The organism is Chryseobacterium hilariae (assembly GCF_051400735.1).
In the GTDB taxonomy this organism is placed as follows: Bacteria; Bacteroidota; Bacteroidia; order Flavobacteriales; family Weeksellaceae; genus Chryseobacterium.
In genome coordinates this window covers 555,777-582,193 of sequence record NZ_JBLFFJ010000001.1, presented here as the reverse complement: position 1 = coordinate 582,193, position 26,417 = coordinate 555,777, and the positions used below count along the sequence as shown (strand labels likewise).

25 protein-coding genes are annotated in these 26,417 nt (G+C 37.3%); 14 read left to right on the top strand and 11 right to left on the bottom strand.

The genetic code is table 11. The features are described from left to right. Positions 1-3 precede the first annotated feature (3 nt). From hisC to hisIE, 6 genes are read left to right on the top strand one after another with little or no spacing between them, the layout of a single operon-like run. Positions 4-1,035, top strand: coding sequence for a histidinol-phosphate transaminase (hisC, locus tag ACMGDK_RS02825; protein ID WP_436806535.1), 1,032 nt, complete (start codon positions 4-6; stop codon positions 1,033-1,035). Continuing rightward, complete coding sequence (gene hisB / locus ACMGDK_RS02820; RefSeq protein WP_436806534.1) at positions 1,032-2,126, top strand: bifunctional histidinol-phosphatase/imidazoleglycerol-phosphate dehydratase HisB; 1,095 nt, start codon at positions 1,032-1,034, stop codon at positions 2,124-2,126. Before hisC ends, hisB begins: the two co-directional genes overlap by 4 nt. Position 2,127: 1 nt before the next feature. Then, positions 2,128-2,706 (top strand): imidazole glycerol phosphate synthase subunit HisH, encoded by a 579-nt coding sequence (gene hisH / locus ACMGDK_RS02815; protein WP_436806533.1) that lies wholly within the window; start codon positions 2,128-2,130, stop codon positions 2,704-2,706. Positions 2,707-2,709: 3 nt separating this feature from the next. Next, a complete protein-coding gene (gene hisA / locus ACMGDK_RS02810) occupies positions 2,710-3,432 on the top strand; it encodes a 1-(5-phosphoribosyl)-5-[(5-phosphoribosylamino)methylideneamino]imidazole-4-carboxamide isomerase (RefSeq protein WP_436806532.1) in 723 nt (240 codons plus the stop codon). Further along, on the top strand, positions 3,425-4,177 hold the full coding sequence (hisF, locus tag ACMGDK_RS02805; RefSeq protein ID WP_436806531.1) for an imidazole glycerol phosphate synthase subunit HisF: 753 nt from the start codon (positions 3,425-3,427) through the stop codon (positions 4,175-4,177). The genes hisA and hisF overlap by 8 nt, the downstream gene beginning before the upstream one ends. Further along, positions 4,174-4,761, top strand: coding sequence for a bifunctional phosphoribosyl-AMP cyclohydrolase/phosphoribosyl-ATP diphosphatase HisIE (hisIE, locus tag ACMGDK_RS02800; protein WP_436806530.1), 588 nt, complete (start codon positions 4,174-4,176; stop codon positions 4,759-4,761). Before hisF ends, hisIE begins: the two co-directional genes overlap by 4 nt. A 309-nt stretch (positions 4,762-5,070) precedes the next feature. Here hisIE and ACMGDK_RS02795 read toward each other — a convergent pair whose 3' ends face one another. The 6 genes from ACMGDK_RS02795 to ACMGDK_RS02770 all read right to left on the bottom strand — a co-directional run bounded on the left by ACMGDK_RS02795 (position 5,071) and on the right by ACMGDK_RS02770 (position 10,700). After that, positions 5,071-6,258: a M28 family peptidase gene (locus tag ACMGDK_RS02795; protein ID WP_436806529.1), complete on the bottom strand. Its 1,188-nt coding sequence runs from the start codon at positions 6,256-6,258 to the stop codon at positions 5,071-5,073. Between the two features lie 84 nt (positions 6,259-6,342). After that, entirely contained in the window at positions 6,343-7,206 is an 864-nt protein-coding gene (locus ACMGDK_RS02790; protein ID WP_436806528.1) for a M28 family peptidase, read from the bottom strand. A gap of 352 nt (positions 7,207-7,558) precedes the next feature. Next, positions 7,559-8,734, bottom strand: coding sequence for a M28 family peptidase (locus ACMGDK_RS02785; RefSeq protein WP_436806527.1), 1,176 nt, complete (start codon positions 8,732-8,734; stop codon positions 7,559-7,561). Between the two features lie 229 nt (positions 8,735-8,963). Then, positions 8,964-9,308: a 50S ribosomal protein L20 gene (gene rplT / locus ACMGDK_RS02780; RefSeq protein WP_034705993.1), complete on the bottom strand. Its 345-nt coding sequence runs from the start codon at positions 9,306-9,308 to the stop codon at positions 8,964-8,966. 117 nt (positions 9,309-9,425) lie between these two features. Continuing rightward, positions 9,426-9,623, bottom strand: a complete 198-nt coding sequence (gene rpmI / locus ACMGDK_RS02775; RefSeq protein WP_047453167.1) for a 50S ribosomal protein L35 — start codon at positions 9,621-9,623, stop codon at positions 9,426-9,428. A 255-nt stretch (positions 9,624-9,878) separates the two neighbouring features. Further along, positions 9,879-10,700: an alpha/beta fold hydrolase gene (locus ACMGDK_RS02770; RefSeq protein WP_436806526.1), complete on the bottom strand. Its 822-nt coding sequence runs from the start codon at positions 10,698-10,700 to the stop codon at positions 9,879-9,881. A 396-nt stretch (positions 10,701-11,096) separates the two neighbouring features. Here ACMGDK_RS02770 and ACMGDK_RS02765 point away from each other — a divergent pair, with 396 nt between their 5' ends. Both ACMGDK_RS02765 and ACMGDK_RS02760 read left to right on the top strand, forming a co-directional pair. Beyond that, on the top strand, positions 11,097-13,304 hold the full coding sequence (locus ACMGDK_RS02765) for a tetratricopeptide repeat-containing sensor histidine kinase (RefSeq protein ID WP_436806525.1): 2,208 nt from the start codon (positions 11,097-11,099) through the stop codon (positions 13,302-13,304). A 1-nt stretch (position 13,305) separates the two neighbouring features. Beyond that, a complete protein-coding gene (locus ACMGDK_RS02760; RefSeq protein ID WP_436806524.1) occupies positions 13,306-13,935 on the top strand; it encodes a response regulator in 630 nt (209 codons plus the stop codon). Positions 13,936-14,200: 265 nt separating this feature from the next. Here the strand turns inward: ACMGDK_RS02760 and ACMGDK_RS02755 are convergent, their stop codons facing one another. Further along, a complete protein-coding gene (locus ACMGDK_RS02755) occupies positions 14,201-14,767 on the bottom strand; it encodes a hypothetical protein (protein ID WP_436806523.1) in 567 nt (188 codons plus the stop codon). A gap of 226 nt (positions 14,768-14,993) precedes the next feature. Here ACMGDK_RS02755 and ACMGDK_RS02750 point away from each other — a divergent pair, with 226 nt between their 5' ends. Then, positions 14,994-15,554, top strand: coding sequence for a hypothetical protein (locus ACMGDK_RS02750; protein ID WP_436806522.1), 561 nt, complete (start codon positions 14,994-14,996; stop codon positions 15,552-15,554). Between the two features lie 325 nt (positions 15,555-15,879). Here the strand turns inward: ACMGDK_RS02750 and infC are convergent, their stop codons facing one another. Continuing rightward, a complete protein-coding gene (gene infC / locus ACMGDK_RS02745) occupies positions 15,880-16,380 on the bottom strand; it encodes a translation initiation factor IF-3 (protein ID WP_172617123.1) in 501 nt (166 codons plus the stop codon). A 140-nt stretch (positions 16,381-16,520) separates the two neighbouring features. Continuing rightward, on the bottom strand, positions 16,521-18,440 hold the full coding sequence (gene thrS, locus ACMGDK_RS02740; RefSeq protein ID WP_223559538.1) for a threonine--tRNA ligase: 1,920 nt from the start codon (positions 18,438-18,440) through the stop codon (positions 16,521-16,523). A 263-nt stretch (positions 18,441-18,703) separates the two neighbouring features. Here thrS and ACMGDK_RS02735 point away from each other — a divergent pair, with 263 nt between their 5' ends. Beyond that, positions 18,704-19,678, top strand: coding sequence for a dipeptidase (locus ACMGDK_RS02735; protein ID WP_436806521.1), 975 nt, complete (start codon positions 18,704-18,706; stop codon positions 19,676-19,678). A 186-nt stretch (positions 19,679-19,864) separates the two neighbouring features. On the opposite strand, the gene ACMGDK_RS02730 is transcribed toward ACMGDK_RS02735, so the two are convergent. Next, entirely contained in the window at positions 19,865-21,409 is a 1,545-nt protein-coding gene (locus tag ACMGDK_RS02730) for a hypothetical protein (protein ID WP_436806520.1), read from the bottom strand. A 146-nt stretch (positions 21,410-21,555) separates the two neighbouring features. On the opposite strand from ACMGDK_RS02730, the gene ACMGDK_RS02725 reads away from it, so the two are divergent. Genes ACMGDK_RS02725 through leuB form a run of 4 tightly spaced genes read left to right on the top strand, consistent with a single transcriptional unit; the run spans position 21,556 to position 25,859 of the window. Further along, positions 21,556-22,719: a 2-isopropylmalate synthase gene (locus tag ACMGDK_RS02725; RefSeq protein ID WP_436806519.1), complete on the top strand. Its 1,164-nt coding sequence runs from the start codon at positions 21,556-21,558 to the stop codon at positions 22,717-22,719. A gap of 29 nt (positions 22,720-22,748) precedes the next feature. Beyond that, complete coding sequence (gene leuC / locus ACMGDK_RS02720) at positions 22,749-24,137, top strand: 3-isopropylmalate dehydratase large subunit (protein ID WP_436806518.1); 1,389 nt, start codon at positions 22,749-22,751, stop codon at positions 24,135-24,137. Positions 24,138-24,148: 11 nt separating this feature from the next. Beyond that, complete coding sequence (leuD, locus tag ACMGDK_RS02715; RefSeq protein ID WP_436806517.1) at positions 24,149-24,754, top strand: 3-isopropylmalate dehydratase small subunit; 606 nt, start codon at positions 24,149-24,151, stop codon at positions 24,752-24,754. Next, positions 24,735-25,859, top strand: coding sequence for a 3-isopropylmalate dehydrogenase (leuB, locus tag ACMGDK_RS02710; RefSeq protein ID WP_436806516.1), 1,125 nt, complete (start codon positions 24,735-24,737; stop codon positions 25,857-25,859). Before leuD ends, leuB begins: the two co-directional genes overlap by 20 nt. 374 nt (positions 25,860-26,233) lie before the next feature. Here leuB and ACMGDK_RS02705 read toward each other — a convergent pair whose 3' ends face one another. Beyond that, positions 26,234-26,416 carry a hypothetical protein gene (locus ACMGDK_RS02705; RefSeq protein WP_034730159.1) on the bottom strand — a complete coding sequence of 61 codons (183 nt, stop codon included), beginning with the start codon at positions 26,414-26,416 and terminating at the stop codon, positions 26,234-26,236. Between the last annotated feature and the right edge of the window lies 1 nt (position 26,417).

Sequence of the window (26,417 nt, the reverse complement as noted above, 5' to 3'; positions counted from 1 at the left end):
ATAATGAAAGAATTTAACCTCAATACTTTAGTACGAAAAAATATATTAGGTCTACAGCCTTACATCAGTTTCAGGGATCACAATGAGTTCAACGCTCCTGTAATGCTGGATGCGAATGAATGTCCGTTCGGGGAGCTCAACAGGTATCCTGATTCGTCACAGAAAAAACTTAAGAAAAAACTGGCGGAATTTAAAGGCGTTTCATCCAATCAGATTGCCTTAGGAAACGGAAGTGATGAACTGATCGACCTGATCATCAAAATCTTCTGCGAACCTAAAAAAGATGCTATTCTGATGATGAATCCTTCTTTTGCTATGTACGCATTCTATGCTGCTGTGAACGAAAATGAAGTTTTAAAGCTGGATCTGGATGAAAATTTTGAAATCGTAAAAGACGATTTTTTAAAGACAACCCAGGAACGCGAAATTAAAATTTTCTTCCTGTGCTCACCAAACAATCCGACAGGAAATAGCGTTGAGGATATCGAATTTTTCATCCAAAACTTTGATGGTATTGTTGTCATCGATGAAGCCTACATTGAGTTTTCAGGAAACAGATCTGGAATTACACTGCTGAATAAATACTCCAATTTAATTGTTTTGCAGACATTTTCTAAAGCCTGGGGAACAGCCGGAGCGAGGGTAGGTGCTGCCTATGCTTCCGAAGAAATCATTCGTTTTATCAATACGGTGAAAGCTCCTTATAATGTGAATTCTCTAAGCCAGGAACTTATTTTAAACCTTTTGGACGATAAAAGTAAGCTTAAGGAAAATGTTGACAGTATACTCAGGGAAAGAGCCTGGCTGAAAGAGCAGTTTAAAGCTATTGAATGTATCGTAAAAGTATTTCCAACGGATGCCAATTTCTTTCTGATTAAAATAAAAAATGTTGAAGAAGTGTACAATGGAATGCTTGAAGAAGAAATCCTGACCAGTAAAAGAGCGCCTGCGATTCCGGACTGCATCAGGATTAATGTGGGAAACCGCGAAGAAAATGAAAAATTGATCAATGTTTTAAAAGGATTAACCTCATGAAAAAAGTATTGTTTATAGACCGGGACGGAACGCTTATTATAGAACCGCCCGAAGATTTCCAGGTAGATTCGCTGGAAAAGCTTGAATTTTATCCCGGAGTTTTTCAGAATCTTTCCAAAATTGTCAGGGAAATGGATTACGAATTGGTCATGGTAACCAATCAGGATGGTTTAGGAACAGAAAGTTTTCCCTATGAAGATTTTATCAAACCACAGGAAAAAATGCTGATGACCTTTGAAAACGAAGGAATTATTTTCAGTGATATTCTGATCGACAAAAGTTTTGAGCATGAAAACCTTCCCACGAGAAAACCCGGGATTGGAATGCTTTCGAAGTACATCTACGGAAGTTATGATCTTGAAAACTCTTATGTTATCGGAGACCGGGTTACAGATATTCAACTCGCTCAAAATTTGGGAACTAAAGCTATTTTTATCAATGAAAGCTTTAATGAAAATGCTGCGCTTACAACAACAGATTGGTCTGAGATCTACCGATTTTTAAAGCAGGAATCAAGAAAGGCTAAAGTCTACAGAAAAACCAATGAAACTGAGATTGATATTGAAATAGATCTCAATGGAAAAGGAATGGCAGAAATTTCCACCGGACTTCATTTTTTTGATCATATGCTGGATCAAATCGCCAGACACGGAAATTTAGACCTTAAAATTAAAGTTAATGGAGATCTTAAGGTAGATGAGCACCATACGATTGAGGATACAGGAATTGCTTTGGGAGAAGCTTTTATAAAAGCACTGGGTAACAAGAAAGGAATTGAGAGATATGGTTTTTTGCTTCCGATGGACGACTGTCTGGCTCAGGCTGCCATTGATTTCGGAGGCAGATCCTGGATCGTCTGGGATGTTGATTTCAAAAGAGAAAAAATTGGGGATGTTCCTACAGAAATGTTCTTTCACTTTTTCAAGTCATTTACAGATTCTTCAAAATCCAATCTTAATATTAAGGCAGAAGGAAATAATGAACACCATAAAATAGAAGCTGTTTTCAAAGCATTTGCAAAAGCGGTTAAAATGGCGGTGAACCAGTCGGACAGCAGCTTTAATTTACCATCAACCAAAGGAAGTTTATAGTATGATTGCGCTAATAAAATATAACGGAGGAAATGTAAGCTCGGTTCAGAATGCTTTGGATCGGCTGGGTATAGGCTCCATCATTACGGATGATCCTGAACTGATCTTAAAAGCAGATAAAGTTATTTTTCCCGGTGTTGGAGAAGCTTCTTCAACGATGAAAGTCCTTAAGGAAAAAGGTCTTGATACGCTTATTCCAAGTCTGAAACAGCCCGTTTTGGGAATCTGTCTGGGAATGCAGCTGATGTGTGGTGATAATGAAGAAGGAAATGCAAAAGGAATGGGAATTTTCGACGTTGACGTTAAACAGTTTCCGCCTGAAGACCTGGTTCCTCACATGGGCTGGAATACCATTTCCGGACTGAAATCTCCGCTTTTTTCAGGAATTGAGGAAAACAGTGATGTCTACTTTGTTCACAGCTATTATTGTGGAAAATCAGCGGCTACCGTTGCAGCATGTGACTATATTTTGCCGTTCAGTGCCTCCCTGCAGAAAGATAATTTTTTTGCGGTACAGTTTCACCCTGAAAAATCTGGAATAACGGGCAGCAGAATATTAAACAACTTTATAAAATTGTAAATAATGAAAATTATTCCAGCTATTGATATCATAGACGGAAAATGTGTCCGTCTTTCAAAAGGAGATTATTCTACCAAAAAAATATACAGTGAAGATCCCGTAGAAACAGCCAAAGAATTCGAAAGCTTTGGAATTCAGTTTCTTCACCTTGTAGATCTTGACGGTGCTAAATCTAAACATATTGTTAATCAAAAAGTGCTGGAAAACATAGCCAGGGAAACTTCGCTTCATATTGATTTTGGTGGCGGATTAAAAACCGGGAACGATATAGAAACGGCTTTTAATTCAGGGGCAAAGCAGATCACTCTCGGAAGCATTGCCGTACAGGATCCGGAATTCTGTTTTGAAATGATTCAAAAATATGGCAACGACAGAATTATTTTAGGTGCTGACTGTGAGAACAGAAAGATTAAAACATCGGGATGGCTGGAAGAAAGTACTTTAGATATCATAGGTTTTCTCCTTCAGTATCAGGAAAAAGGAATCAGCCAAACGATATGCACGGATATTTCAAAAGATGGAATGCTTGAAGGACCTTCCACAAATCTTTATAAAGAAATATTGAATAAAACTTCAGTGAGGCTTACCGCCAGCGGTGGGATTTCCTGTATGGAAGATGTGTACAGCATGAAGGAGATAGGATGTTCTGGGACTATTATTGGAAAGGCTATTTACGAGGGAAAAATAAGCTTACCACAACTAAAGAAATTTATTGAAAATGCTTAAAAAAAGAATCATTCCGTGTCTGGATATTAAAGACGGAACTACGGTGAAAGGAATTAACTTTGAAGGGCTCCGGAATGCCGGAGATCCGGTAGAGCTTGCCGTTAAATACGAAATGGAAGGTGCTGACGAGCTGGTTTTTCTGGATATTACAGCAACACTGGAAGACAGAAAAACATTTGCAGATCTGGTAAAGAAAATAGCCCGCCAGCTAAGTATTCCGTTTACAGTAGGTGGTGGAATTTCTTCTGTGGAAGATGTCAGGAGGCTTCTGGAGGCCGGAGCAGATAAGATTAGCATCAATTCTTCAGCCGTTAAAAAACCGCAGCTTATTGATGAGCTTGCCAAAGAATTTGGAAGCCAATGTATTGTCGTAGCTGTTGATACCCGCTTTACAGACAGGGCAGATCTTGTATACGTCAGAGGCGGAAAACAGGCCACCAGTTTAAATACTGTAGATTGGGCCAAAGAAGCAGCATCTTTAGGAGCTGGGGAGATTTTATTGACCTCAATGGATGGTGACGGGACAAAAAATGGATTTGATATCCGCATCACCAAGCTGGTTTCAGATGCTGTATCTATTCCTGTAATTGCTTCAGGGGGAGCTGGAAGCGCAGATGACTTCATTAAAGTATTTCATGAGACAAAAGCTACAGGAGCATTGGCAGCCAGTATTTTCCATTTCAATGAAGTGCCTGTTCAGGAATTAAAACAATACTTAAAAACTCAAAAAATACCCGTACGATGAAAATAGATTTTGATAAAAATAACGGACTCGTCCCGGTAATTATCCAGGACAGCAGAACACAGCAGGTACTCATGCTTGGCTATATGAATGAGGATGCTTTTAAAAAGACAGAAAAAGAAGGTGTTGTTACCTTTTTCAGCCGTTCCAAAAACAGGCTATGGACAAAAGGAGAGGAGTCCGGTAATTTTCTGACCGTAAAAAATATAAGCATAGACTGCGACCAGGATACGGTTTTAATACAAGCTACACCTAAAAATACAGTCTGCCACACCGGAAGTTTCAGCTGTTTTGGTGAAAAAGAAAGCAAAGGTTTTTTATATGAATTAGAAGCAAAGATTGCCGAAAGAATTGATGATAAAGCAGAAAATTCATATACATATGCTCTTTATCAGAGAGGCATCAATAAAATGGCTCAGAAAGTGGGAGAGGAAGCCGTAGAACTGGTTATTGAAGCTAAAGACAGCAATGATGAGCTTTTTAAGAATGAAGCTGCAGATCTGCTTTACCATTTTCTTATTCTGCTTAAGGCAAAAGGATTTGCAATGGAGGATATTGAAAAAGTTCTTCAAAGCAGAAATAGGTAAATAAAACCCAATTTTTACAAAAAAAGCAGGAAGTAATTCCTGCTTATATTTCTTATTTAACCTGAGTTTGGGATAAGAAAATACCTGAACAAATTGGTATTTTTATCGCAAAGGCAAGTAAAGTAGTTTTTTTTAACATGTTAATAAAGAAAACAAGGGCATTCCATTCAGAAAAATAAAACCAATATATTTCCCTGTATTGCTTACCAATAAGTGAAACGGCTCTGGTCATCTTAAAAAAATCTAATGAATATTTTTTTAGGCTTTGTCTATCCTTGCGTTTAATTTAATCCTTATCCCGAATTCAGGTTATCTTTCAACCAAAATTTTTCGTACAGCAGTCTGTCCATCAGCTTTAATAACGCCTATATAGGCTCCTGCGGCCAGCCCGGAAACATTGACCGTCTTTTCGTTAGTCGTTTTAAGGAGTGACTTTCCTGACAGATCTGTAATTTCGAAACTGAAATCTTTTCCGCTGGTATCGGGAAGCTCAATATTGATAATATCTTTAGAGGGATTGGGATAAATGGATACGGCTTCAAGGGAATGATTTGAAGCGGTTTCCTTTGCTTCCAGCGCGATGGAACTCACAGAAGTGGCAACGGCAAAATGCTGCAGGGCTCCCACTGTTGCTTTTCCTATTTTGTAAATATAAATAGGGTCTGTGTTTGCAAAAGTATCACTGGAAGTATGCGGATAGGTACTTCTTATTCTTTCAAAAAAACCAGTGATCACTTCACCTTTTCTTTCAAATGGAATATAATCTGTGGCCTCTGCAGGATCCACATCTGTCAGAAGAGGAGAATAAAGTTCCGTACAGTTTCTGAGTTGTTGTGTTACTGCAGCCGAAGCGGCATTATTACTTGTAGGCCCTGCCATGTCCTGATCACAGTATACCGTATTATTGTTGTTGCCCATAACACCGCCTACCTGGTCAAGATTGAATACCAGCTTAATGTCCAATACTCTTATCCCATTTTGATAAGCTACATTATTCGCGTAATGGGTACTTCCTCTCAATCCCTGTTCCTCACCGGAAAAATGGATAAATTTAATTGAATATTCTGTAGGAACATTTTTTAAAATCCTTGCAGCTTCTAAAATAATAGAGGTTCCGCTTCCGTTATCGTTCACCCCTGGGCCGTAGATACTGTCAAAATGCCCGCAGATGATCACATACTTATTAGGATATACCGTTCCTGTTTTGGTAATGACAAGATTTTTAGAACTTGTACTCCCAAACGTGAAAGGATCTTCTACGATCTGGCTGGCAGAATATCCAAACGAAGTGTACTTATTTTTCAGCCAGGTTAATGCATTGGCATTTTTGAGTGAACCTGTAGTTTTAATGCCAAGATTTGAGAACTGCTGTAAGTTCGTGGTAATATTGGTTTGTGAAACCAGATTGGCCCTGTCCTGATAAGCCTGGATAAAAGTCTGGGCCTTACTGCTGAACACTGCCAGACAAACAGAAAAAATTGTGATTGTTTTTTTCATTTTAATTATTTTAAGATTGTGATGATTGGTGATGGATCTAAATAATAAAAATCCCGGACAAAAAAGCCGGGACTTAAGCTGTATTTATTTTTCAATAATGATCTTTCTGGTAACACTGGAACCTTCAGTTTTTACCGTACATAAATAGATTCCGTTGTTTAAACCTGAAACATTTATTTGAGACTGATTTTCTGCCTTCAATGCAGAAAGACCTTTAAGATCGGTAATTTCAACGGTGAAATCTTTTATTGCTGGATCAGGTAATTCTACTGTTAAAATATCTGTAGCAGGGTTTGGATAAATTTTTACAGACTCCAGTGATTTTACCGCCTTTTCTTTACCTGCAGAAACAGCTGTAACAGTGGAAGATGCTGTTGCGAAATGCTGCATGGCACCTACTGCAGCTTTGGCTACTTTAAATACATAAACAGGATCTACATTGGCAAAAGTATCGTTCACCGTATGTTCAGTATAACTTCTGGTATATTCATAAAAGCCTGTAATCACATATCCTTTCTGTTCAAAAGGCATATAATCTGAGGAATAGGCATTGGAAATACTGGTCTGAAGAGGAGAGTACAACGTAGTGCATGCTGCCAGCTGCTGTGTAACGGTATTGGAAGCTGCATTGTTTCCTGATTGTCCGGCAGTATCTCTTTCGCAGACGATCTTAGTATTGGTTTTGCCTAATTTACCGCCTACCTGGTCGAGGTTAAAAACTAGTTTGATATCCAGCTTTTTTACCCCGCTTTGGTATGCAATATTATTGGCATAATGAGAGCTTCCATATAAGCCCTGTTCCTCTCCTGAGAAATGAATAAACTTGATGGAATATTCCGTAGGAACATCTTTTAAAATTTTAGCCACTTCTAATATAACTGAAGTTCCGCTGCCGTTATCATTTGTTCCGGGGCCCGTGACAGTATCGTAATGCCCGCAAATGATCACATATTTATCAGGGTATAAAGTTCCCGTTTTGGTAATGACCAGATTCTTAGAGCTCGTACTTCCAAAAGTAAAAGGGTCTTCTACAATCTGGCTGGCAGAATATCCATAAGAAGTATATTTGTTTTTGATCCAGGCCAGGGTATTGGCATTATTCAGTGATCCTGTGGTTTTTATCCCTAAATTGGAAAACTCCTGTAGATTGGTAGTAATGCTGGTCTGGGAAACCAGATCAGCCCTATTCTTGTAGGCCTGAACAAAAGTTTGGGCACTAACCTAACGTTTCCGACCGCTAATGCAGCCCATAAAAAGGTGGCAAGTTTTTTCATATTAAATATTTTGGGTTGGTGTGTGATTATTTTTCTATGATGATTTTTTTGGTGATGCTGTTTTTATCGGATTTTACAGTGACCATATAGGCTCCGTTTGCCAGGCCGGAAGTATTTATTTTCTTTTCGTTCTCTGCATTTAAAATTAAGCGGCCATTCATATCACTAATTTCTACCTTAAAGCTATTATGGTTCTTTGGCGGTTCAATATTTAAAACATCACGGGCCGGATTAGGATAGATGCTGGTTGCTTCTAACGAATTTTCAGTCTGTACATCATCTGTTGCCAAGGTAACGGTGGAAGCTACTGCAAAGTGCTGCAATGCGCCTAAAGCTGCTTTTCCAACGTTAAATACATAAACGGGATCTACATTGGCGAAAGTATCATTGGGAGTATGTTCATTATAGCTTCTGATCGTTTCATAAAATCCTGTAATGATATCCCCTTTATTTTCGAATGGCATATAATCCGAATTATAGGCATTTGACATAGTGGTCTGAAGCGGTGAATATAACGTGGTACAGGTCGCTAGTTGTTGTGTTATCGCCAATGAAGCTGCGTTATTTCCGGATTGCCCGCTCTGATCGCTTTCACACTTGATATTATTATTTATATTTCCCAGTTTTCCTCCAACCTGATCAATATTGAAGACCACTTTCAGGTTAAGCTGGCGTACATTATTCTGGAAAACAACATTGTTTACATAATGAGTACTTCCCAAAAGATTCTGTTCTTCACCGGAAAAATGAATAAATTTCACAGAATATTCTGTAGGCACATCCTTTAAAATTCTTGCTGCTTCCAGCATAATAGAAGTTCCGCTGCCATTGTCACTGACTCCCGGACCAGCTACTGTATCGTAATGACCGCAGATGATCACATAAATGTTTGGGTAAACGGTACCTGTTTTGGTGATAATTAAATTTTTTGAAGTGTTGCCATTATAGGTAAAACTATCTTCTGTTATCTGGCTTGCATCATACCCGTAAGATTGGTATTTTGTTTTGAGCCAGTTCAGAGCGTTTGTATTTTCTAGAGTACCTGTGGCTTTTATCCCAAAATCTCCAAAGGTCTGGAGGTTTGCTGTAATATTGGCTTGGGATATATTGTCAACCCTTGTTTGATAGGCCTGTATAAAATTCTGACCATGAAGGTTATAAGCTGATAAAGAAAGGAGTAAAATAGTCGTTATTTTTTTCACTTTTAACTAAAGTTTTATAGATTTAATAATTCAACAAATGTAGATAATAAAAATCAATTTTATTTTATGGAAAAAGGAAAACTTTTAATCTGATTTTATTTTTTGAGTACATTTTTCAGAATCACGAAATTTCTCTAGTTTATATAAAATGCTATGAAAAAAAATAATAGGATATAAAAAAATCCCGGACATTAGCCCGGGATTTATATTGATAACAAAAAATTCTACATTATTTTACTTGATCTACAACTGCTTTGAAAGCTTCAGGATGATTCATTGCTAAATCAGCTAAAACTTTTCTGTTAAGCTCTACGTTGTTCTTTTTAAGAGCTCCCATAAACTGAGAGTAAGACATTCCATGCTCTCTGGCACCCGCGTTGATACGAGTAATCCAAAGTGATCTGAAGTTTCTCTTTTTCTCTTTTCTTCCACGGTAAGCGTATTGCATTGCTTTTTCTACCGCGTTTTTAGCTACAGTCCAAACGTTCTTTCTTCTACCGAAAAAACCTTTAGCTTGCTTAATAATTTTCTTTCTGCGAGCTCTTGAAGCTACTGCATTTACTGATCTTGGCATAATTTAAATTGTTTTTTTGAAAGGGGCGGCAGCTCAACTGCTCTTAGTGGCACCATTTCAGGGTTAAATTGTTGAATTTGTTTGAATTCTTATAAACCGAATATAGATTTATAAAAACTACTTAATGGCTAATTGACGTAGAACGCTTTTTGTATCCACAGCTGCAACATAAGAAGTCTGCGTAAGATTTCTCTTCTGCTTAGTTTCTTTCTTAGTTAAGATGTGGCTTTTGAAAGCATTCTTTCTTTTAATCTTCCCTGTTCCGGTAAGTTTAAAACGCTTTTTAGCACCTGATTTCGTTTTTAATTTTGGCATTGTTCTGCTTTTTTATTGTTTTGTTATCAATATCTTGTTCCTGATTCCTTCGTAAAGACTTAGGAATAACAGTTTGCAAAATTACGAAAAAAACGTGAAGCCGACTAATTTTTAGAATAATTATTTAAGTAATGCCGGATAAAGGAACAGTGCTGTTTGTGAAATCAGTTTATCCGGAAAGCTGTGAAGATTTTAGTTAAGTAAAAAACTGCGGACAAAAATGCCTGCAGTTTCCGTATTTGTATTTAATAAAAATTATGATTTAAAAAATTCCAAAAGATCTTTATTGATTGTTTCAGCCTCTGTCGTAGGCATTCCGTGAGGGAAGCCGGGGTAAGAAATCAGCTTTCCGTTCTTAAGAAGTGTAGCCGCAACCTTACCTGTTGTTTCAAACGGTACAATCTGGTCATCTTCACCATGCAGTACTAAAACCGGTACTTCTGTACTTTTAAGGTCTTCTGTGAAATCTGTTTCAGAGAAAGCTTTGATACAGTCGTAATGAGCTTTGATAGATCCATTCATTCCTTGTCTCCACCAGTTCCTTTGGATACCTTCAGAAACTTTAGCTCCTTCTCTGTTATACCCGTAAAAAGGGAATGTAAGGTCAATATAGAATTGCTGTCTGTGATGAGCAGTATTATTACGGATATCATCGAACACAGACATGGGTACACCATTCGGATTGTTTTCGTTTTTAACCATAATTGGCGTAACGGCACTTACTAAAACTGCTTTTGCCACTCTTCCTTTTCCATGCTGTGCCACATATCTGATCACTTCACCACCTCCGGTAGAATGTCCTACATGAATAACATCTTTAAGATCTAAAGCTTCTACAATTTCTGCAACATCAGAAGCATAGGTGTCCATGTCATGTCCTTCTGCAGTCTGCTCAGACCTTCCGTGGCCTCTTCTGTCGTGGGCAATAACCCTGTAGCCCTGTTCCAGGAAAAACAGCATCTGCGCATCCCAGTCATCGCTGGATAATGGCCATCCATGATGAAAAAATACAGGCTGGCCTTTTCCCCAGTCTTTGTAATACATCTCTGTTCCGTCTTTTAATGTAAGTGTGCTCATTGTTTATTTTTTATGATTAATAAATGAATTGTTTATATATCACAAATGTATATGGAAAATATTTGCAATATGTTGATCTAAGATAATATATTGATCAAAATATAAAGCAACGTAATTTATTATTAATGCTAAATTAACAGAGCATCTAAGGAAAACAGTATCTTACATGATTAAAGTATAACTGATAAAACAGAATAAACTAAAAAACCCCATTATCAGGGATATTTTTATCTAATACCTTTGATTATCTTTAACTCAACGATTATTAAAAATAAAACAATGAAGCAAAACGATTTCCGAATGGCCTGAGAAACACTGTTTCGAAACAGGTTAGCAGGTATTTTCCTATATTTACGTTTTTTTAATTGAATAAAACCTAATAGAGACAAGAGTTTGATGTACAGGCTGTTATTTATTTTTACTTTATGTATTTGTCCGTTTTTTGCTCAGGCACAGAATGTTTTAAGCAAATTAGAAAAGGAATATGACCATGCTTCAAAAAATACGACAGAGCAGCTAAATCTGGCTCCCAAATTCGCTACTGCTTTATTTTTCCATAAATTTAAATCCAGATCTTACCAGATTTTAGAAACAAACATTCCCATTGCAGCCAAACAGGCCGATGGAAAATACACTACCATTTTGTATGCGGTACAGGCTATGAATTATCGGCTTGATAATAAAGAAGCTGAATCTTTAAAAAGCCTGGACATGGCAAGGATGTATAGTTTAAAAACGAGCAGCAACGAAGCTAAAGGCTACTTCCAGTATGCAAAGGGCTGGATTCTGATCCGTAATAATAAAACGGCCGATGCTGTTGCTGCTTACCTGAAAGCCATCGACTATTACGAAAACTCGCCCACGACTTCTACACTGTACGGAAGATTTGGCAACGCGGCTAAAGAGTTGTCCACTATTTATTCTAACCTTAATGAATACCAGCTGGAAGAAAAATACAGTAAACAGTTTTTGCTGTTGGCATCCAGGCAAAATGACCCTAATCTCATCTTCGATGCCTATATGCGGATGGGTTACGTATATGAACAGAAATACGCTCAAAATCCATCGGATACCGCGTTGAGAAATAAGGCAGAACAGTATTATTTACAGTCTATTGCAACTTTCAACAAAAATAAAGAGGCTATGCTCAACAGGAGCAGTCTTTCATATGCCGCCATCAATTTAGCAAATTTGTATACTGAGTTTGATAGAGATAAGGCGATGCAATATGCGCAATTAGCCAATAGTGTGAGCCTGGAAACCGGTGATGCCATTCATATTGCTTCTTCATTTGGGATTTTGGCAGAACTGGCCCTGCAGAGTAAAAATTATGATTTAGCCAAGTCTTACTTTCTAAAAGCCTCTATGGAAATTGAGAAAAGCCCGGTCAGAGATCATAATATAGAATTATCTATTCTTGAATCTTTATCCCGAATTAGCGAAGAGCAAGGCAATTACCAAGAAGCGCTGACATACTATAAAAGCTATGTAGATAAATACAAAAGTATTTACGATCAGGAAAAACTGGATATTACTAAAAGGCTGGAATCGCAGTTTGATAAAGAACGACAGGAACAGAAGTACATAAAGCTGCAGCTGGAAAGTGATAAAAAAGCACAAGAAATCAGGCTGATCAATATTCTTCGGGCACAGCGTGAACAGGTTTACAACAATTTAAAACTGGTGGAAGAAAATCAGCGGGAACGACTGAAGTTTTCAGAGCTTGAATCGGAGAAAAAAGAGCAGCAGCTCCGGTTGGCAAAATTAGAAACCAAGCAAAAAAACAATGACATCAGCAACTATAAAAAGCTTTTGACATTCAAGGAAAAGATCAATACCTATTACATTATTTTTATCTTTATTTTCATCGTTTTGATCATCTTATTGCTGTATGCCTATAAGCAACGTGCAAAATCGATGAAGCAAAGAGACGAGCTGCATGCCTTAGCCATGGAAAAAGAGAAACAGAATTCAAAAATATCTACGCTGACTGCATTGTTGGAAGGGCAGGAGCAGGAGAGAGGCCGTTTAGCCCGTGATCTTCATGACGGATTGGGTGGTCTGCTTTCTGGAACTAAACTTCAGCTGTCTTCTTTAGATCCCCATCAATCCAAAAATATAGAGGATGGAATTTCAAAATCAATTAACCAGATTGATGGTGCTGTGGAAGAGCTGAGACGTGTAGCACATAATTTAATGCCTGATTTATTAATAAAATACGGTTTAGAAGCAGCTATCCAGGAATTTGCCACCCGCATGCCCAACAGCGCATTAGACATCCATACCGAATTTATTAATTACAGTAACTCCATATCAGAAGACAAGCAACTGATCTTATACAGGATCATTCAGGAATTGGTCAATAATGCCATAAAACATGCCGATACTTCCGAAATTATTATTCAGATAAGTGAAGAAGAAAATGTATTACATCTTACGGTAGAGGATAACGGTAAAGGTTTTGACCCTGCAAGCTTAGACGTAAGAAAAACGGCAGGTTTTCATAATATAGAATCAAGGGTCCAGTTTTTAAAAGGAACGATGAACATCACCTCCGAATTGAATATCGGGACCAGTATAGAACTTCAAATTCCTATTCATTAACATGATAAAAGTAGCCATAACAGACGATCATCCACTTCTATTGGAAGGATTAAAGAATATTTTAGGAAACAGCGATACGATAGATGTAGTAGATTGTTTCAAAAGCGTTTCAGAAATGAATGCAGGCCTGGCAAAACAGGCTGTCGATATTTTGTTGCTGGATATTAACCTGGTAGATACCAACAGCATCGAACTCATAAAACCTTTAAAGAAAAAGTACGGCAATCTCCAGATTATTATGCTTAGCGTTCATAATGAGCTGCCTGTGATTAACAGTACTCTGGCTGAAGGCGCTTTGGGATACATCCAGAAGAATGCTTCGGTTTCCGAAATTCTTGAAGGTATTAATGCTGTATATGCAGGTAACCAGTTTTTATGCTCGCAAACCAAGTCTGTTTTGGAGAAAAAATCCCCGGATGGGCTACATCAGGTTCCGAAACTCACGAGAAGAGAAAAAGAAATTTTAGCCGAAGCGGCGAAAGGACTTACGACCAATCAAATGGCAGAAAAGCTTTTCATCAGCCCGCACACCGTAGAAAGTCACCGGAAAAACCTTATTGAAAAATTTCAGACTTCTAATCTTAGTTCAGCCATTAAACTGGCCATAGAATACGGCTTGATTATCGAATAGATAAGGCTCTTGTGAACTGCAATCCGGAATTTTTATAAAAACGCAAGATAAGGTTCGATCAATTATTAATATGGGAGCTAAGAAAACGACAAAGTCGCTGATGAAGCTGTAAGGATATGCGTACGCTTAGAAATCAATGAAGTTGATATCGTCATTGTTTCCTTAAAAATATAACATCAGTTACTGAAATACTTATCAAAAAGGCCTGCTTACATCGTAAAAGCAGACCTTTTTTATATAAATCAAATAATTAGGTGTGTAATAATTAATCTTTGAATCTCAATACAGCTTGAAATAGGTTTTTCTTTCCTGTTAGGTCATATTCATCATTATATATAGGCTCATACATAAATAGATAAGCATTTCCGTCAAAATCTTTTAAATTGATTGCCTGGTCCGCCATAATGTCATAAAACCTTGTAATGGTACGCGTAGCCGTCCATTGTTTTAAATTGCCTTTAGGGTTTTTATCGAATCTATGATCTTTAGCATCGGTATAATACCAATAGGATGGCGCCGTATCCATCAAAAACAGTTCTTTGTCTTTGTTATATAATTCCTCCGCCATTCCCGTATTCTGAAACCATGAAACCTCGGGGTTATAAAGACCTGCAGCAGCCGTATAGATATCCTTATCCGTAGTGGCTCCAATTAAAAAACCTTCCAGATTGGCAGAGGTAATTTCGAACAGGAAAGCAGTTTTTTTCAGTTCGTAAACATCATTTACAGGTTCAATTACTTTGCCGTCCTGTTTAATAACTACTTTTAACGCTTGTGCAAAAACCAAACAGCTTAGTAAACAAAAAAGGAGGGCTAAACTTACTTTTTTCATTATATCTCTTTAAATAACTGCAGCAAAGATATTGGACTTCAGCTCCATAAACACTGGCTGGTTTCAGGGGTTTTTATCTTATCTTTTACCTTTTAATATTCAAAACATCGGCCGGCAAAACGGCTTAAGATAGAGTATAAATGGCTGAAAGCAGGGATATGTTAAATGGTATATTTTAGAGAATTTTACAAAAGATAAACTAAGTATTGTAAATTATTGTAGACACATGAAAAATGTAATAATCAACTTTTCACTTGTGATAGCTTTGCTGGCTTCTTGTTCACCTTCTACGGAAAAAAAAATAGACCACGTAGCTTCTACAACGGTAAAAAAAGATACTGTTCAGACGTCCGGTCCGGTAAAGGATCCTATTTCAAAAGCTGATATGCCGGCTGATTTTTCAGCGTTGGTTCCTATTGATGTATTAAACAGCAAAAGTACAAATACATATGAAAAATATGGTATAGAATTCTCCGGCAATTGTTATTCATGCGATTTGGCAAGCTTATCCATCACTAAGGATAAAATGATATGGACCAATGTCTGTGATGAGAATGATACTTTTAAAATTAATGAGTTCTCATTCTCTATCGAAGGAAGCAAAACTATTTTAAAAACATCAGAAAGAACATATATTTTAACCCAGGTAGATAAAGCACCTGTTTACGAGCTGATTATAGAAGGTCAAAAGCTGGAATTAAATAATAAAAGAATATCCAGATATTTTACAACCCACAAAGCTTTGTCTCTTTTCAAAGAGCATGATTGTGGGGATTTTGAAGGATAATACAATCTTATAAATTATTTTGAAAATAAGCGGTTGACTCATACAGTACAGTGTATGGATCAACAGATCAGTCTTAAAAGTTGAGGGAGAATCTTTAGTTATTCAAAGAAATTTACATTAAAATGATCTACTTATATAAAAACACAATACTATATAATCATTTTATTCGTAAGTAAATTTAGCTTCCTCAACTTTAACGATTGATCCGGATCAACTATTTTTTCTATATCTTTTAAAACTTTTCCCTGAAAACTTTAATATAAAAAAACCTCAAAGTAATTTGAGGTTTTTATATGATAGAAGACAGACATTCAGTCTGTTAAAACTATTTGGCTGGTTTTTTAGGACTCATCATCATAATCATTCTTTTTCCTTCAAGTTTTGGAAGCTGGTCTACTTTTCCAACGTGCTCCAATTCCTGAGCAAGTTTTAGAAGCAAAATTTCTCCCTGGTCTTTAAAGATAATTGAACGTCCTTTAAAAAATACGTAGGTTTTTAATTTTGAACCTTCTTCAAGAAACTTTTCAGCATGCTTCTTCTTAAATTCATAATCGTGATCATCAGTCTGAGGTCCGAAACGGATCTCTTTTACAACCACTTTTACCTGCTTAGCTTTTAGTTCCTTCTGCTTTTTCTTTTGCTCGTATAAAAACTTTTTATAGTCTAATATCCTTGCAATGAAAGGCTCAGCCTTATCGGAGATTACTACCAGATCAAGTTCCTGCTCTGTGGCAAGTTGTCTTGCTTTGTCAATCGGATAAACTCCCGGCTCTACGTTATCGCCCACTAAACGAAGCTCTCTCACACGAATTTTATCGTTGATCAAGTGTAAGTCCTCCTGTACCGGACGTCTCTGTGGGCCCCTGTTGTTAAATCTTTGTGCTATTGTATTATAATTTTATTGGTTAATTACTAATTTTAATTGAAACATTTTAAATCTTTAAATCTTTAATATTTAAATGTTTCTTAGATTGCCGCCTCCTTTTTAAAGTAAGAAACAAAATCTTCCATATTCATGACTCCAAGATCACCTTCGCCACGTCTTCTTACAGAAATTGTGCCGTCATTCTCCTCATTTTCACCTACAACCAGCATGAATGGAATCTTTTTCAATTCTGCATCACGGATCTTTTTCCCTGTCTTCTCATTCCTGTCGTCAATCAGACCGCTAATATCGTGATTTTCCAAAAATTGTGAAACTTTTTTTGCATAATCTACATATTTTTCACTGATCGGCAGAATAATGAACTGATCAGGACTTAGCCACAACGGGAAATCACCTGCAGTATTCTCTAAAAGGATCGCGATAAAACGTTCCATGGAACCGAATGGCGCTCTATGAATCATCACCGGTCTGTGCTTCTCATTATCGTTTCCGATGTAGTGAAGATCAAATCTTTCCGGTAAGTTATAATCCACCTGAATGGTTCCCAGCTGCCATTTTCTTCCTAAGGCATCCTTTACCATGAAATCCAGCTTTGGACCGTAAAATGCAGCTTCACCATATTCTACAATCGTTTTCAAACCTTTTTTCTCTGCTGCATTGATGATTGCGTTTTCGGCCTTTTCCCAATTTTCATCAGAGCCGATATATTTTTCTCTGTTATCAGGATCTCTTAAAGATACCTGAGTTACAAAATCTTCAAAACCTAATGATTTGAACACATAAAGTGTTAAATCAATTACTTTTTCAAACTCTTCTGAAAGCTGATCCGGAGTACAGAAAAGGTGGGCATCATCCTGAGTAAATCCACGAACTCTTGTCAACCCGTGAAGCTCTCCACTTTGCTCATATCTGTAAACAGTCCCGAATTCTGCATATCTCTTCGGAAGATCCCTGTAGCTCCATTGCGAAGTTTTGTAGATCTCACAGTGGTGAGGGCAGTTCATAGGCTTCAGCATGAATTCCTCTCCTTCATTTGGAGTTTTGATCGGCTGGAAGCTGTCTGCACCATATTTATCCCAGTGTCCGGAAGTTACATACAGTTCTTTTGATCCGATATGCGGTGACATTACGAACTCATAACCTCCTTTTTTCTGAGCATCAGAAAGGAAATTTTCCAATTTTCTTCTTAAAGCAGTCCCTTTTGGCAACCATAACGGAAGACCTGCACCCACTTTTTCAGAGAATGCAAAAATGCCAAGCTCTTTACCTAGTTTTCTGTGGTCTCTTCTCTTGGCTTCTTCCAGTTTTTCAAGATACTCAGTAAGCTCTTTCTGTTTAGGGAAAGAAATACCATAAACTCTTGTTAATTGAGGATTTTTTTCATTTCCTCTCCAGTAAGCTCCCGCTGCATTTAAAATCTTAACAGCTTTTACAATACTTGTATTGGGAATATGTCCTCCACGACATAAATCTGTGAAATCATCGTGTGTTACAAAAGTGATTTCTCCGTCATTAAGATTCGTAATAAGCTCAACTTTGTAAGGGTTATCTGCATATGTTTTTAATGCTTCCTCTTTGGAAACAGGATATAAAGAGAATGTTGAACCTTTCTTGGCATTTTCCAAAACTTTCTTTTCAATCTTCTCAAAATCCTTTTCAGATAAACTCTCGTCCCCGAAATCCACATCATAATAGAATCCGCTTTCAATGGCAGGTCCGATCGTTAGCTTAGCATCAGGATAAAATTCAAGGATAGCCTGCGCCAATAGGTGGGCAGAAGAATGCCAGAATGCTTTCTTTCCGAGATCATCATTCCAAGTCAACAATTGTACCGTTGAATCCGTGGTTATAGGTGTGGTTGTTTCTACTTGTTTGCCATTTACAACTGCGGAGATGGTATTTCTAGCCAATCCCTCGCTTATAGATTTTGCCACATCTAAAGGAGTAACTTCTCCTTCGAATTCTTTGACACTATTGTCTGGAAGTGTAATTTTTATCATTGTTTACTAAGAAATTTTAAGTTGCAAAAATACGCATTTTTTAAATAATATGCTATTTTTAAAGTATATTTGAAATAAGAATTACTATTGAATCTTTAAATTCTCACTCGTGATTTTAAATGTATTGATTCCCGACCTAAATATTCCGTATAAAAAGACTCTGGTAATTTCAGTTATTTTCGGTAATAATGCTGTGGAAATGAGGTTTCTCTCTTATAATCTCATCTAAATTCGAGTGAAACAATTAATAATATTACAATAAAATGAAAAACTTTACGATTGACCTACACTGTGATTTACTATGCTATTTATTAAAAGCAGGGTCAGCAATTGATGACAAAGAATTGGGCTGTTCCCTTCCTTATTTACAAGAAGGCAATGTAAAACTTCAGGTGATGGCCATCTACTCAGCTACAGGAGCCAACAGCACCGCTGAAGGGGCCAAACAGAGCGAACTGTTTTCTGACCTGATTAAAAATGAAAATTTCTTCTTATTTAATGGTGAAAACTATAAAAATCCTGAGAATGAAAACAGGGTGGGAGTTATTGCATCTATTGAGAATGCATCAGGGTTTTGCAGTGAAGATGATACCTTAGAATCCGGATTTAAAAATCTGGAAGCAATTATTGAGAAGACCCAGAAAATTCTTTATTTAGGAATAACCCATCATACTGAAAACCGTTTTGGAGGCGGGAATAATTCTGAAGCCGGACTGAAAGAGGATGGAAAAGTCCTTATCGATTATATTGCAGACAGAAAAATTGCCATTGATTTCTCCCATACAAGTGACCAGCTGGCATATGGCATTCTTAATTATATCGACCAAAAGAACTATAGCATTCCTATTCTGGCGAGCCATTCCAACTACCGGAATATTCAGGATAAAAACAGAAATCTTCCGGATGAACTTGCAAAAGAAATAATTAAGAGAAAAGGCCTGATCGGACTTAATTTTATCCGAAACTGTGTTGATGAAACAAACCCTGAAAAATTATATGAGCACATTCAGTATGGACTTGATTTAGGTGCAGAAAATGCAATTGCCTATGGTGCAGACTTCTTCTATTGTAAAGACCATCCGGATAAATCCCGCTTTCCTTTTTTCTTTGAAGGATATGATGATGCATCAGCTTTTAATGCTATCAACAGCAGAATTGAAAAAGATTTCTCTTCTGAAATTATGGAAAAGATCAGTTATAAGAATGCGTTGAATTTTATAGAAAGAATCGAGGGATAAGGTGGCTTTGAGTTCCTCAGCTACCAATTGTCATATTGGTTATCAGTTGAAATATTCAATGAAGGATCGCATCACATAGGCTGAGGAACTTGAAGCAACATCTACAATAACCAACCTATAAGATTGATCAAAAATAGAAAAATCAGGGTCGGTGACTGAGGCTTCCAGAGTCACCGACCCTGATTTTTAATTTTTTCTCTTATACCTTACTTTCTGCTTGATAATTTCTATCACATCCACATTTCTCACTTTAGATTGTACCCAACCATGGATATCAATGTAAAGCAAAGATCTTCTGTAATATTCATTCTTGGAAAAACCTTCCAATATCTCATCAAAAGCTTTAAATGATTCCTGTTGTTTATTTAAAACCAGGTTATTAATGTTTTTAAAAAACTCTATACTTTCAAAATGAAACGCTTCCGGTTTTTTCATTTTGCGGGCAAATTTTAAAGTAGAGTTTATAAACTCATCATAATCTTCATCGTTTCCGGATTCATATTTGGCCATTAAGATCAAGATCCTTGTGTGGAAAAGAAGATCCTCCTGGACATTTCCTTTACACTCGACGACCTTCATAGCATATTCAATAGATTTTTTAAACTTTTTGCTTCCGAAAAACATCGCGGCCATTTTCAGATACAGAATCATAAAATGGTGTTCATCAATCTTTTCCCTGAGCCTTTCCATTTTCAGCTCAATTTCAGGAATAAGCTTTGTTCCTGTAAAAAACTCACCTTTTACAAAATGAATATTCATTAAAGTGTTATAATGGGTAAGAAAAATTAAAGCCTGCAGATTTTCATTCTGGATAAAATTCTGGGAATTCACCATCGTATTGAAATGCTCAAAATGTTCTTCCAGAATATCAATATTTCCGTACAGGAATAAAATTTTAAGCAGATAAGTATTTCCTTTGATGTACCACACCGGATGGCTGATGATCATCTCCGGGTTTTTATGAAAAAGGTCAACCCACTGATAGGCATATTTCAGGGTATATTTATAATCCTGCAGCAACTGGTTTTTCCATACATGAGCTTTGAAATACCATAATTTCTCTGTAAAGTTCAGTTTCTCCAACTTTTTATTTTGAATCTGCTCATTGAAAAGTTTCATCACTTTTTCCCGGTCTGTATCATTTTTAACATACCCGTGTGTCAGCATTTCACTGTATAATTTCAGTGACAGATTAGAAAGTTCCGTTGCATATTGATTCTGCCTGCTGATTTCTGTGGACTGTTTTATAAGTTCATCTGCACGCCCTTCAATACTTCTTGTAATAAACTGTGACTCAATTACTTTTTCAAGGTCAATAATTTCAGAGACAATAATTTTTTCATCCAGTTCCAGCGCAGACTGTTTGGTTTTATCCAATATTTTCAAAGCTTGCTTATAAAGCCCTTTTTGATATAGAATATTAGCAAAGATTAGCTGTTCACGAAGCTGTATCCTATAATTCTGATGGATTGGGTTTGTACGGAGGCTCACCAGAATTTGTTTATAAAGATTGGCTTTCATATTGGAAAGCTGCTGTTTTGTAGAAATTTTTTTCTCGATGATGATCTGCTCATCGTATTCCTTCATCTTATCCAGCTCCGAAAAAAGGAGCAGAAATTTAGCATCAACATTAATTCCGAGGCGGTTCACATACAGCTTGAACTGACGTTTTTCAGAAGTGGTTAATGACTTAATCAGTACAAACAAAAAATCTTTCTGCAATTCTGCCATTGTAAATTTATAAAATGTAATAAATTGATTAGTAGGTAAATGTGGTTATTTTTCCGGCTGTTGAATATTGTAATTTTCATAAAAGATGAAAATGTAAAAATATCGTAAGCAGTAGTTTTGATCAAAATTAAGTAAAAAACTTCATTATGAATTCCGAAAAGATTGAAATTTTTGATACGACGCTGAGGGATGGGGAACAGGTTCCCGGATGTAAACTGAATACGAAACAAAAGCTGATCATCGCTGAAAAGCTCGATAAGCTAGGGATTGACGTAATTGAGGCTGGTTTTCCGATTTCAAGCCCCGGAGATTTTGAATCGGTTTCCGAAATTTCAAAACTGGTAAAAAATGCCAAAGTCTGCGGATTGACAAGAGCCAATAAAAAAGATATTGACACCGCCGCTGAAGCTTTAAAATATGCAAAAAGGCCCCGTATTCATACCGGAATCGGAACTTCTGATTCTCATATTAAGTATAAATTCAATTCAAACCGGGAAGATATTCTTGAAAGAGCCTCAGAGGCCGTAAAATACGCTAAAAGCTATGTAGAAGATGTAGAATTTTATGCAGAAGATGCCGGAAGAACAGACAATGCCTTCCTGGCAAGAGTCTGTGAAGAAGTAATTAAGGCGGGTGCTACTGTTTTGAATATCCCGGATACAACAGGCTACTGCCTTCCTGAAGAATACGGTCAGAAAATAAAATACCTGAAAGAGAATGTAAAAGGTATTGAAAAAGCAATTCTGTCTTGCCATTGCCATAATGATTTAGGTCTTGCTACAGCCAATTCAATTGCCGGAGCTATCAACGGGGCTCGCCAGATTGAATGTACAATCAACGGATTGGGAGAAAGAGCCGGAAATACAGCTTTGGAAGAAGTAGTCATGATCTTAAAACAGCATAAAGACTTAAATTTTCATACAGATATCAATTCAACAATGCTTAATGAAATGAGTTTAATGGTTTCAGATCTTATGGGAATGCCGGTACAGCCGAATAAAGCTATTGTAGGAGCTAATGCTTTTGCGCACAGTTCAGGAATCCATCAGGATGGAGTCATTAAAAACCGTGAAACATATGAGATTATAGACCCTGCAGAAGTAGGCGTTAATGCTTCATCCATTATTCTTACAGCGAGAAGCGGACGTTCCGCATTGGCATACAGATTTAAACATATCGGTTATGATATCACTAAGAATGAACTTGACTTCCTGTATCAGGAATTTTTAAAAATTGCCGACCGAAAGAAGGAAGTAAAAAATGATGATCTGTACATGATCATGGAAACATGCAGCAGAAAAATAGGATAGTGCTGATTTAAAATCAAGGAAAATTGAATATGGACAACAATAAAAAGACTCTTTTTGACAAAGTTTGGGATGCTCACGTGGTAGAAACTATTCCCGACGGCCCTCAAATCATTTATATAGATAAACATCTGATCCATGAGGTAACCAGCCCTCAGGCTTTTGCAGAACTTGAAACCAGAAATCTTGAAGTTTTCAGGCCAAAGCAGATTGTAGCTACGGCAGATCACAATGTTCCTACCCTTAACCAGGAACAGCCTATTCGGGACAAACTGTCCAGAAACCAGGTAGAACAGCTTACTGAGAACTGTAAGAAAAATAATATCGAATTATTCGGATTGGGACATCAGTATCAGGGAATTGTACACATCATAGCCCCGGAATTAGGGATTACCCAACCGGGAATGAGCATTGTATGTGGCGATAGTCATACCTCTACACACGGTGCTTTTGGTGCCATCGCCTTCGGGATCGGAACCAGCCAGGTTGCACAGGTTTTTGCCAGCCAGTGCCTGCTGCTCAATAAACCCAAATCAATGAGGATTACAGTCAATGGAAAACTCAATGATAATGTTCAGGCAAAAGATGTCATCCTTTATATTATTTCCAAAATCGGGACTGATGGAGGAACAGGATATTTCTGTGAATATGCCGGAAATGTTTTTGAAGAAATGTCCATGGAGGGAAGAATGACCGTCTGCAATATGAGCATTGAAATGGGAGCCCGGGGAGGAATGATCGCACCTGATCAAACCACTTTCGATTATGTAAAAGGAAAAACATTTGCCCCTGAAGGAGAAGAATGGAAAGATAAACAGGCCTATTGGGAAACCTTGAAAACGGATGAAGGTGCTGTTTTCGATAAAGAGCTGGCATTTGATGCTTCAGATATTTCCCCAATGATCACTTATGGAACTAATCCTGGGATGGGAATTCCTGTGCATGAAGTCATTCCGGTTCCTCAGACTGAATCTGAAGAAAAAGCTCTGAAATACATGGGATTGAAAGCCGGACAGGAAGTATCGGGAATTAAAGTACAGCATGTATTTATTGGAAGCTGCACCAATGCAAGAATAGAAGATTTCCGTTCAGCAGCAGCGTATATCAAAGGAAAAAATAAGTCCAAAAATGTAAAAGCCTTAATTGTTCCCGGTTCTCAGCAGGTTGTAAAGCAGATCTATGAAGAAGGTCTGGATAAGATTTTCAATGATGCGGGATTCCAGATCCGCCAGCCGGGATGTTCTGCCTGTCTGGCAATGAATGATGATAAAATTCCTGAAGGAGAATACTGCGTTTCAACTTCAAACAGAAATTTTGAAGGCAGGCAGGGACAGGGTGCCAGAACTATTCTGGCAAGTCCGCTCACTGCTGCCAAAGCGGCTATAGAAGGAAGAATTTTAGCTTTTGAGAATTTAAATTAAACAGATTAACGATGCAAAAATTAACCTATATACAATCAACTGCAGTACCATTGCCTGCAGAGAATATAGATACAGACCAGATCATTCCTGCCAGATTTCTTAAAAGTATTGATAGGAAAGGTTTTGGAGACAACCTGTTCCGAGACTGGAGATTTAATGCTCACACAGGAGAACCTAATCCAGATTTTGTGCTGAATAATACTAAATATAAAGGTGAGATCTTAGTAGCCGGGAATAATTTCGGATGTGGAAGCAGCAGGGAACATGCCGCATGGTCTTTGACGGATTATGGCTTTAAAGTGATCGTATCCAGCTATTTCGCTGATATTTTTAAAGGAAATGCCCTGAACAACGGACTTCTTCCTGTCAAAGTTTCTGAAGATTTTTTGAAAGATATTTTAATAAATATTACGGAAAATCCTGGTTTGGAAATTGCTGTAGATGTAGAGGAACAGACCATCAGTTTTAATGGAAAAAAAGAAACTTTTGAACTCGATTCTTATAAAAAAATATGCCTCATCAATGGCTATGATGATATTGATTTTTTAATCAGCAAAAAACAGGTGATAAAACAATTTGAACTAAAAACACAAAAGTATGAGCAACAGTTATTTTAAAATAGCAGTTCTTCCCGGAGACGGGATTGGGCCGGAAGTGGTCGGTGAAAGTATAAAAGTATTGGATGCTGTGGCGGAAACCTTCAAATGCAAGTTCCAGTATTCCTATGGATTAATGGGCGCTGAAGCCATTTTTAAAACTGGCGATCCTCTTCCCGAAGAAACATTAAAAATATGCAAAGATTCGGATGCCGTTCTTTTTGGAGCAATCGGAGATCCGGTTTTCGATAACAATCCTGAAGCAAAAGTAAGACCTGAGCAAGGGTTGTTGAAGCTCCGTAAAGAATTGGGATTATATGCCAATATCAGACCTCTGAAAACCTATGCCTCACTGATTGATAAAAGCCCTTTGAAAAGAGAAATTATTGAAGGAACGGATATTCAGATCTTCAGAGAGCTGGTGAGTGGTATTTATTTCGGTGAAAAATTTACAGATCCAGATGGCAAATATGCCTACGATGTCTGTAAGTACAGCACGGAGGATATTATTCCTATTGCCCATATGGCATTTAAAGAAGCTGAAAAAAGAAAAAAGAAGCTTACACTGATCGATAAGGCCAATGTTTTGGATACTTCAAGACTTTGGAGAAAGACCTGCCAGAAAATTGCCACTCAATACCCTGATGTGCAGCTGGATTATATATTTGTTGATAATGCAGCCATGCAGTTGGTCCTGAACCCCAAACAGTTTGACGTTATTCTTACCGAAAATATGTTCGGAGATATTATTTCCGATGAGGCCAGCGTTATTGGCGGTTCCATCGGGCTTTTGCCATCGGCATCGATTGGTGAAGAAAACGCATTGTTTGAGCCTATACATGGCTCTTATCCGCGGGCGAAAGGGAAAGGCATTGCCAATCCTGTGGCCTCTATCCTGAGTACAGCCATGATGCTTGATTATCTTGATCTTCCTGAAGCGGCTGACAAATTGAGAAGGGCAGTGGAGCATGCCATTGAGAACAGGTATGTTACGGTAGACCTTAATGCTGAGCAGCATTATTCCACAAGTGAGGTTGGAAGCTTTATTGCGGATTATATCAAGTATTCTGAGAAATCGTATTACAATTTTGAAAATATTAAGATCGGAAAATCTACAATCGTATAGTTTACATAGTTCACATAAATAATAGATTAGTTAGAAAGGTTCTGTCCCGTTAGGGCGGAATCTTTCGTTTTTATTTTAGTTTAACCTGAATCGGGGTAAGGATTAAATTAAACGAAGGATAGACAAAGCTTTCAAAGCATTCATTAAATTTTAAGATAGACTGAGCCGTTTACTTATTGGTAAGCAATACAGGAAAATAAATTGGTCTTACTTTGCTGAATGTAATTCCCTTGTTTTCCTTATTAGCATGTCAAAAAAATCTACTTTGTTTGCCTTTGCGATAAACTTTGAATTTTAAGTATAATTTCTTTTGTGACTAGAAACTTTTAATTCAATAAAAAAGGTTCCACTCAAGCGAGCAGAACCTTTCGGTTTTATTTTTTAGTGTTATCCGTTTTTCCCGATTTGTTTTTGGAAGATTTCTGAACATCTTCTTTATCAATATCTGGTGGATTGCTTTTTTCTGATGAAGCAGGAATGTTTTGAAAATCCTGGTTCTGTTTTTTCGTTTCTGCTGAATTGGCAGATTCCTTTTTTTTGTTGTCTTCTGAATTCATA

What these genes read in the sequence shown, in the direction of transcription:
- hisC (WP_436806535.1), top strand. Translation starts at nt 4, where the DNA reads ATGAAAGAATTTAACCTCAATACTTTAGTACGAAAAAATATATTAGGT.
- hisB (WP_436806534.1), top strand. Translation starts at nt 1,032, where the DNA reads ATGAAAAAAGTATTGTTTATAGACCGGGACGGAACGCTTATTATAGAA.
- hisH (WP_436806533.1), top strand. Translation starts at nt 2,128, where the DNA reads ATGATTGCGCTAATAAAATATAACGGAGGAAATGTAAGCTCGGTTCAG.
- hisA (WP_436806532.1), top strand. Translation starts at nt 2,710, where the DNA reads ATGAAAATTATTCCAGCTATTGATATCATAGACGGAAAATGTGTCCGT.
- hisF (WP_436806531.1), top strand. Translation starts at nt 3,425, where the DNA reads ATGCTTAAAAAAAGAATCATTCCGTGTCTGGATATTAAAGACGGAACT.
- hisIE (WP_436806530.1), top strand. Translation starts at nt 4,174, where the DNA reads ATGAAAATAGATTTTGATAAAAATAACGGACTCGTCCCGGTAATTATC.
- ACMGDK_RS02795 (WP_436806529.1), bottom strand. Translation starts at nt 6,258, where the DNA reads ATGAAAAAAACAATCACAATTTTTTCTGTTTGTCTGGCAGTGTTCAGC.
- rplT (WP_034705993.1), bottom strand. Translation starts at nt 9,308, where the DNA reads ATGCCAAGATCAGTAAATGCAGTAGCTTCAAGAGCTCGCAGAAAGAAA.
- rpmI (WP_047453167.1), bottom strand. Translation starts at nt 9,623, where the DNA reads ATGCCAAAATTAAAAACGAAATCAGGTGCTAAAAAGCGTTTTAAACTT.
- ACMGDK_RS02770 (WP_436806526.1), bottom strand. Translation starts at nt 10,700, where the DNA reads ATGAGCACACTTACATTAAAAGACGGAACAGAGATGTATTACAAAGAC.
- ACMGDK_RS02765 (WP_436806525.1), top strand. Translation starts at nt 11,097, where the DNA reads ATGTACAGGCTGTTATTTATTTTTACTTTATGTATTTGTCCGTTTTTT.
- ACMGDK_RS02760 (WP_436806524.1), top strand. Translation starts at nt 13,306, where the DNA reads ATGATAAAAGTAGCCATAACAGACGATCATCCACTTCTATTGGAAGGA.
- ACMGDK_RS02755 (WP_436806523.1), bottom strand. Translation starts at nt 14,767, where the DNA reads ATGAAAAAAGTAAGTTTAGCCCTCCTTTTTTGTTTACTAAGCTGTTTG.
- ACMGDK_RS02750 (WP_436806522.1), top strand. Translation starts at nt 14,994, where the DNA reads ATGAAAAATGTAATAATCAACTTTTCACTTGTGATAGCTTTGCTGGCT.
- thrS (WP_223559538.1), bottom strand. Translation starts at nt 18,440, where the DNA reads ATGATAAAAATTACACTTCCAGACAATAGTGTCAAAGAATTCGAAGGA.
- ACMGDK_RS02735 (WP_436806521.1), top strand. Translation starts at nt 18,704, where the DNA reads ATGAAAAACTTTACGATTGACCTACACTGTGATTTACTATGCTATTTA.
- ACMGDK_RS02730 (WP_436806520.1), bottom strand. Translation starts at nt 21,409, where the DNA reads ATGGCAGAATTGCAGAAAGATTTTTTGTTTGTACTGATTAAGTCATTA.
- ACMGDK_RS02725 (WP_436806519.1), top strand. Translation starts at nt 21,556, where the DNA reads ATGAATTCCGAAAAGATTGAAATTTTTGATACGACGCTGAGGGATGGG.
- leuC (WP_436806518.1), top strand. Translation starts at nt 22,749, where the DNA reads ATGGACAACAATAAAAAGACTCTTTTTGACAAAGTTTGGGATGCTCAC.
- leuD (WP_436806517.1), top strand. Translation starts at nt 24,149, where the DNA reads ATGCAAAAATTAACCTATATACAATCAACTGCAGTACCATTGCCTGCA.
- leuB (WP_436806516.1), top strand. Translation starts at nt 24,735, where the DNA reads ATGAGCAACAGTTATTTTAAAATAGCAGTTCTTCCCGGAGACGGGATT.
- ACMGDK_RS02705 (WP_034730159.1), bottom strand. Translation starts at nt 26,416, where the DNA reads ATGAATTCAGAAGACAACAAAAAAAAGGAATCTGCCAATTCAGCAGAA.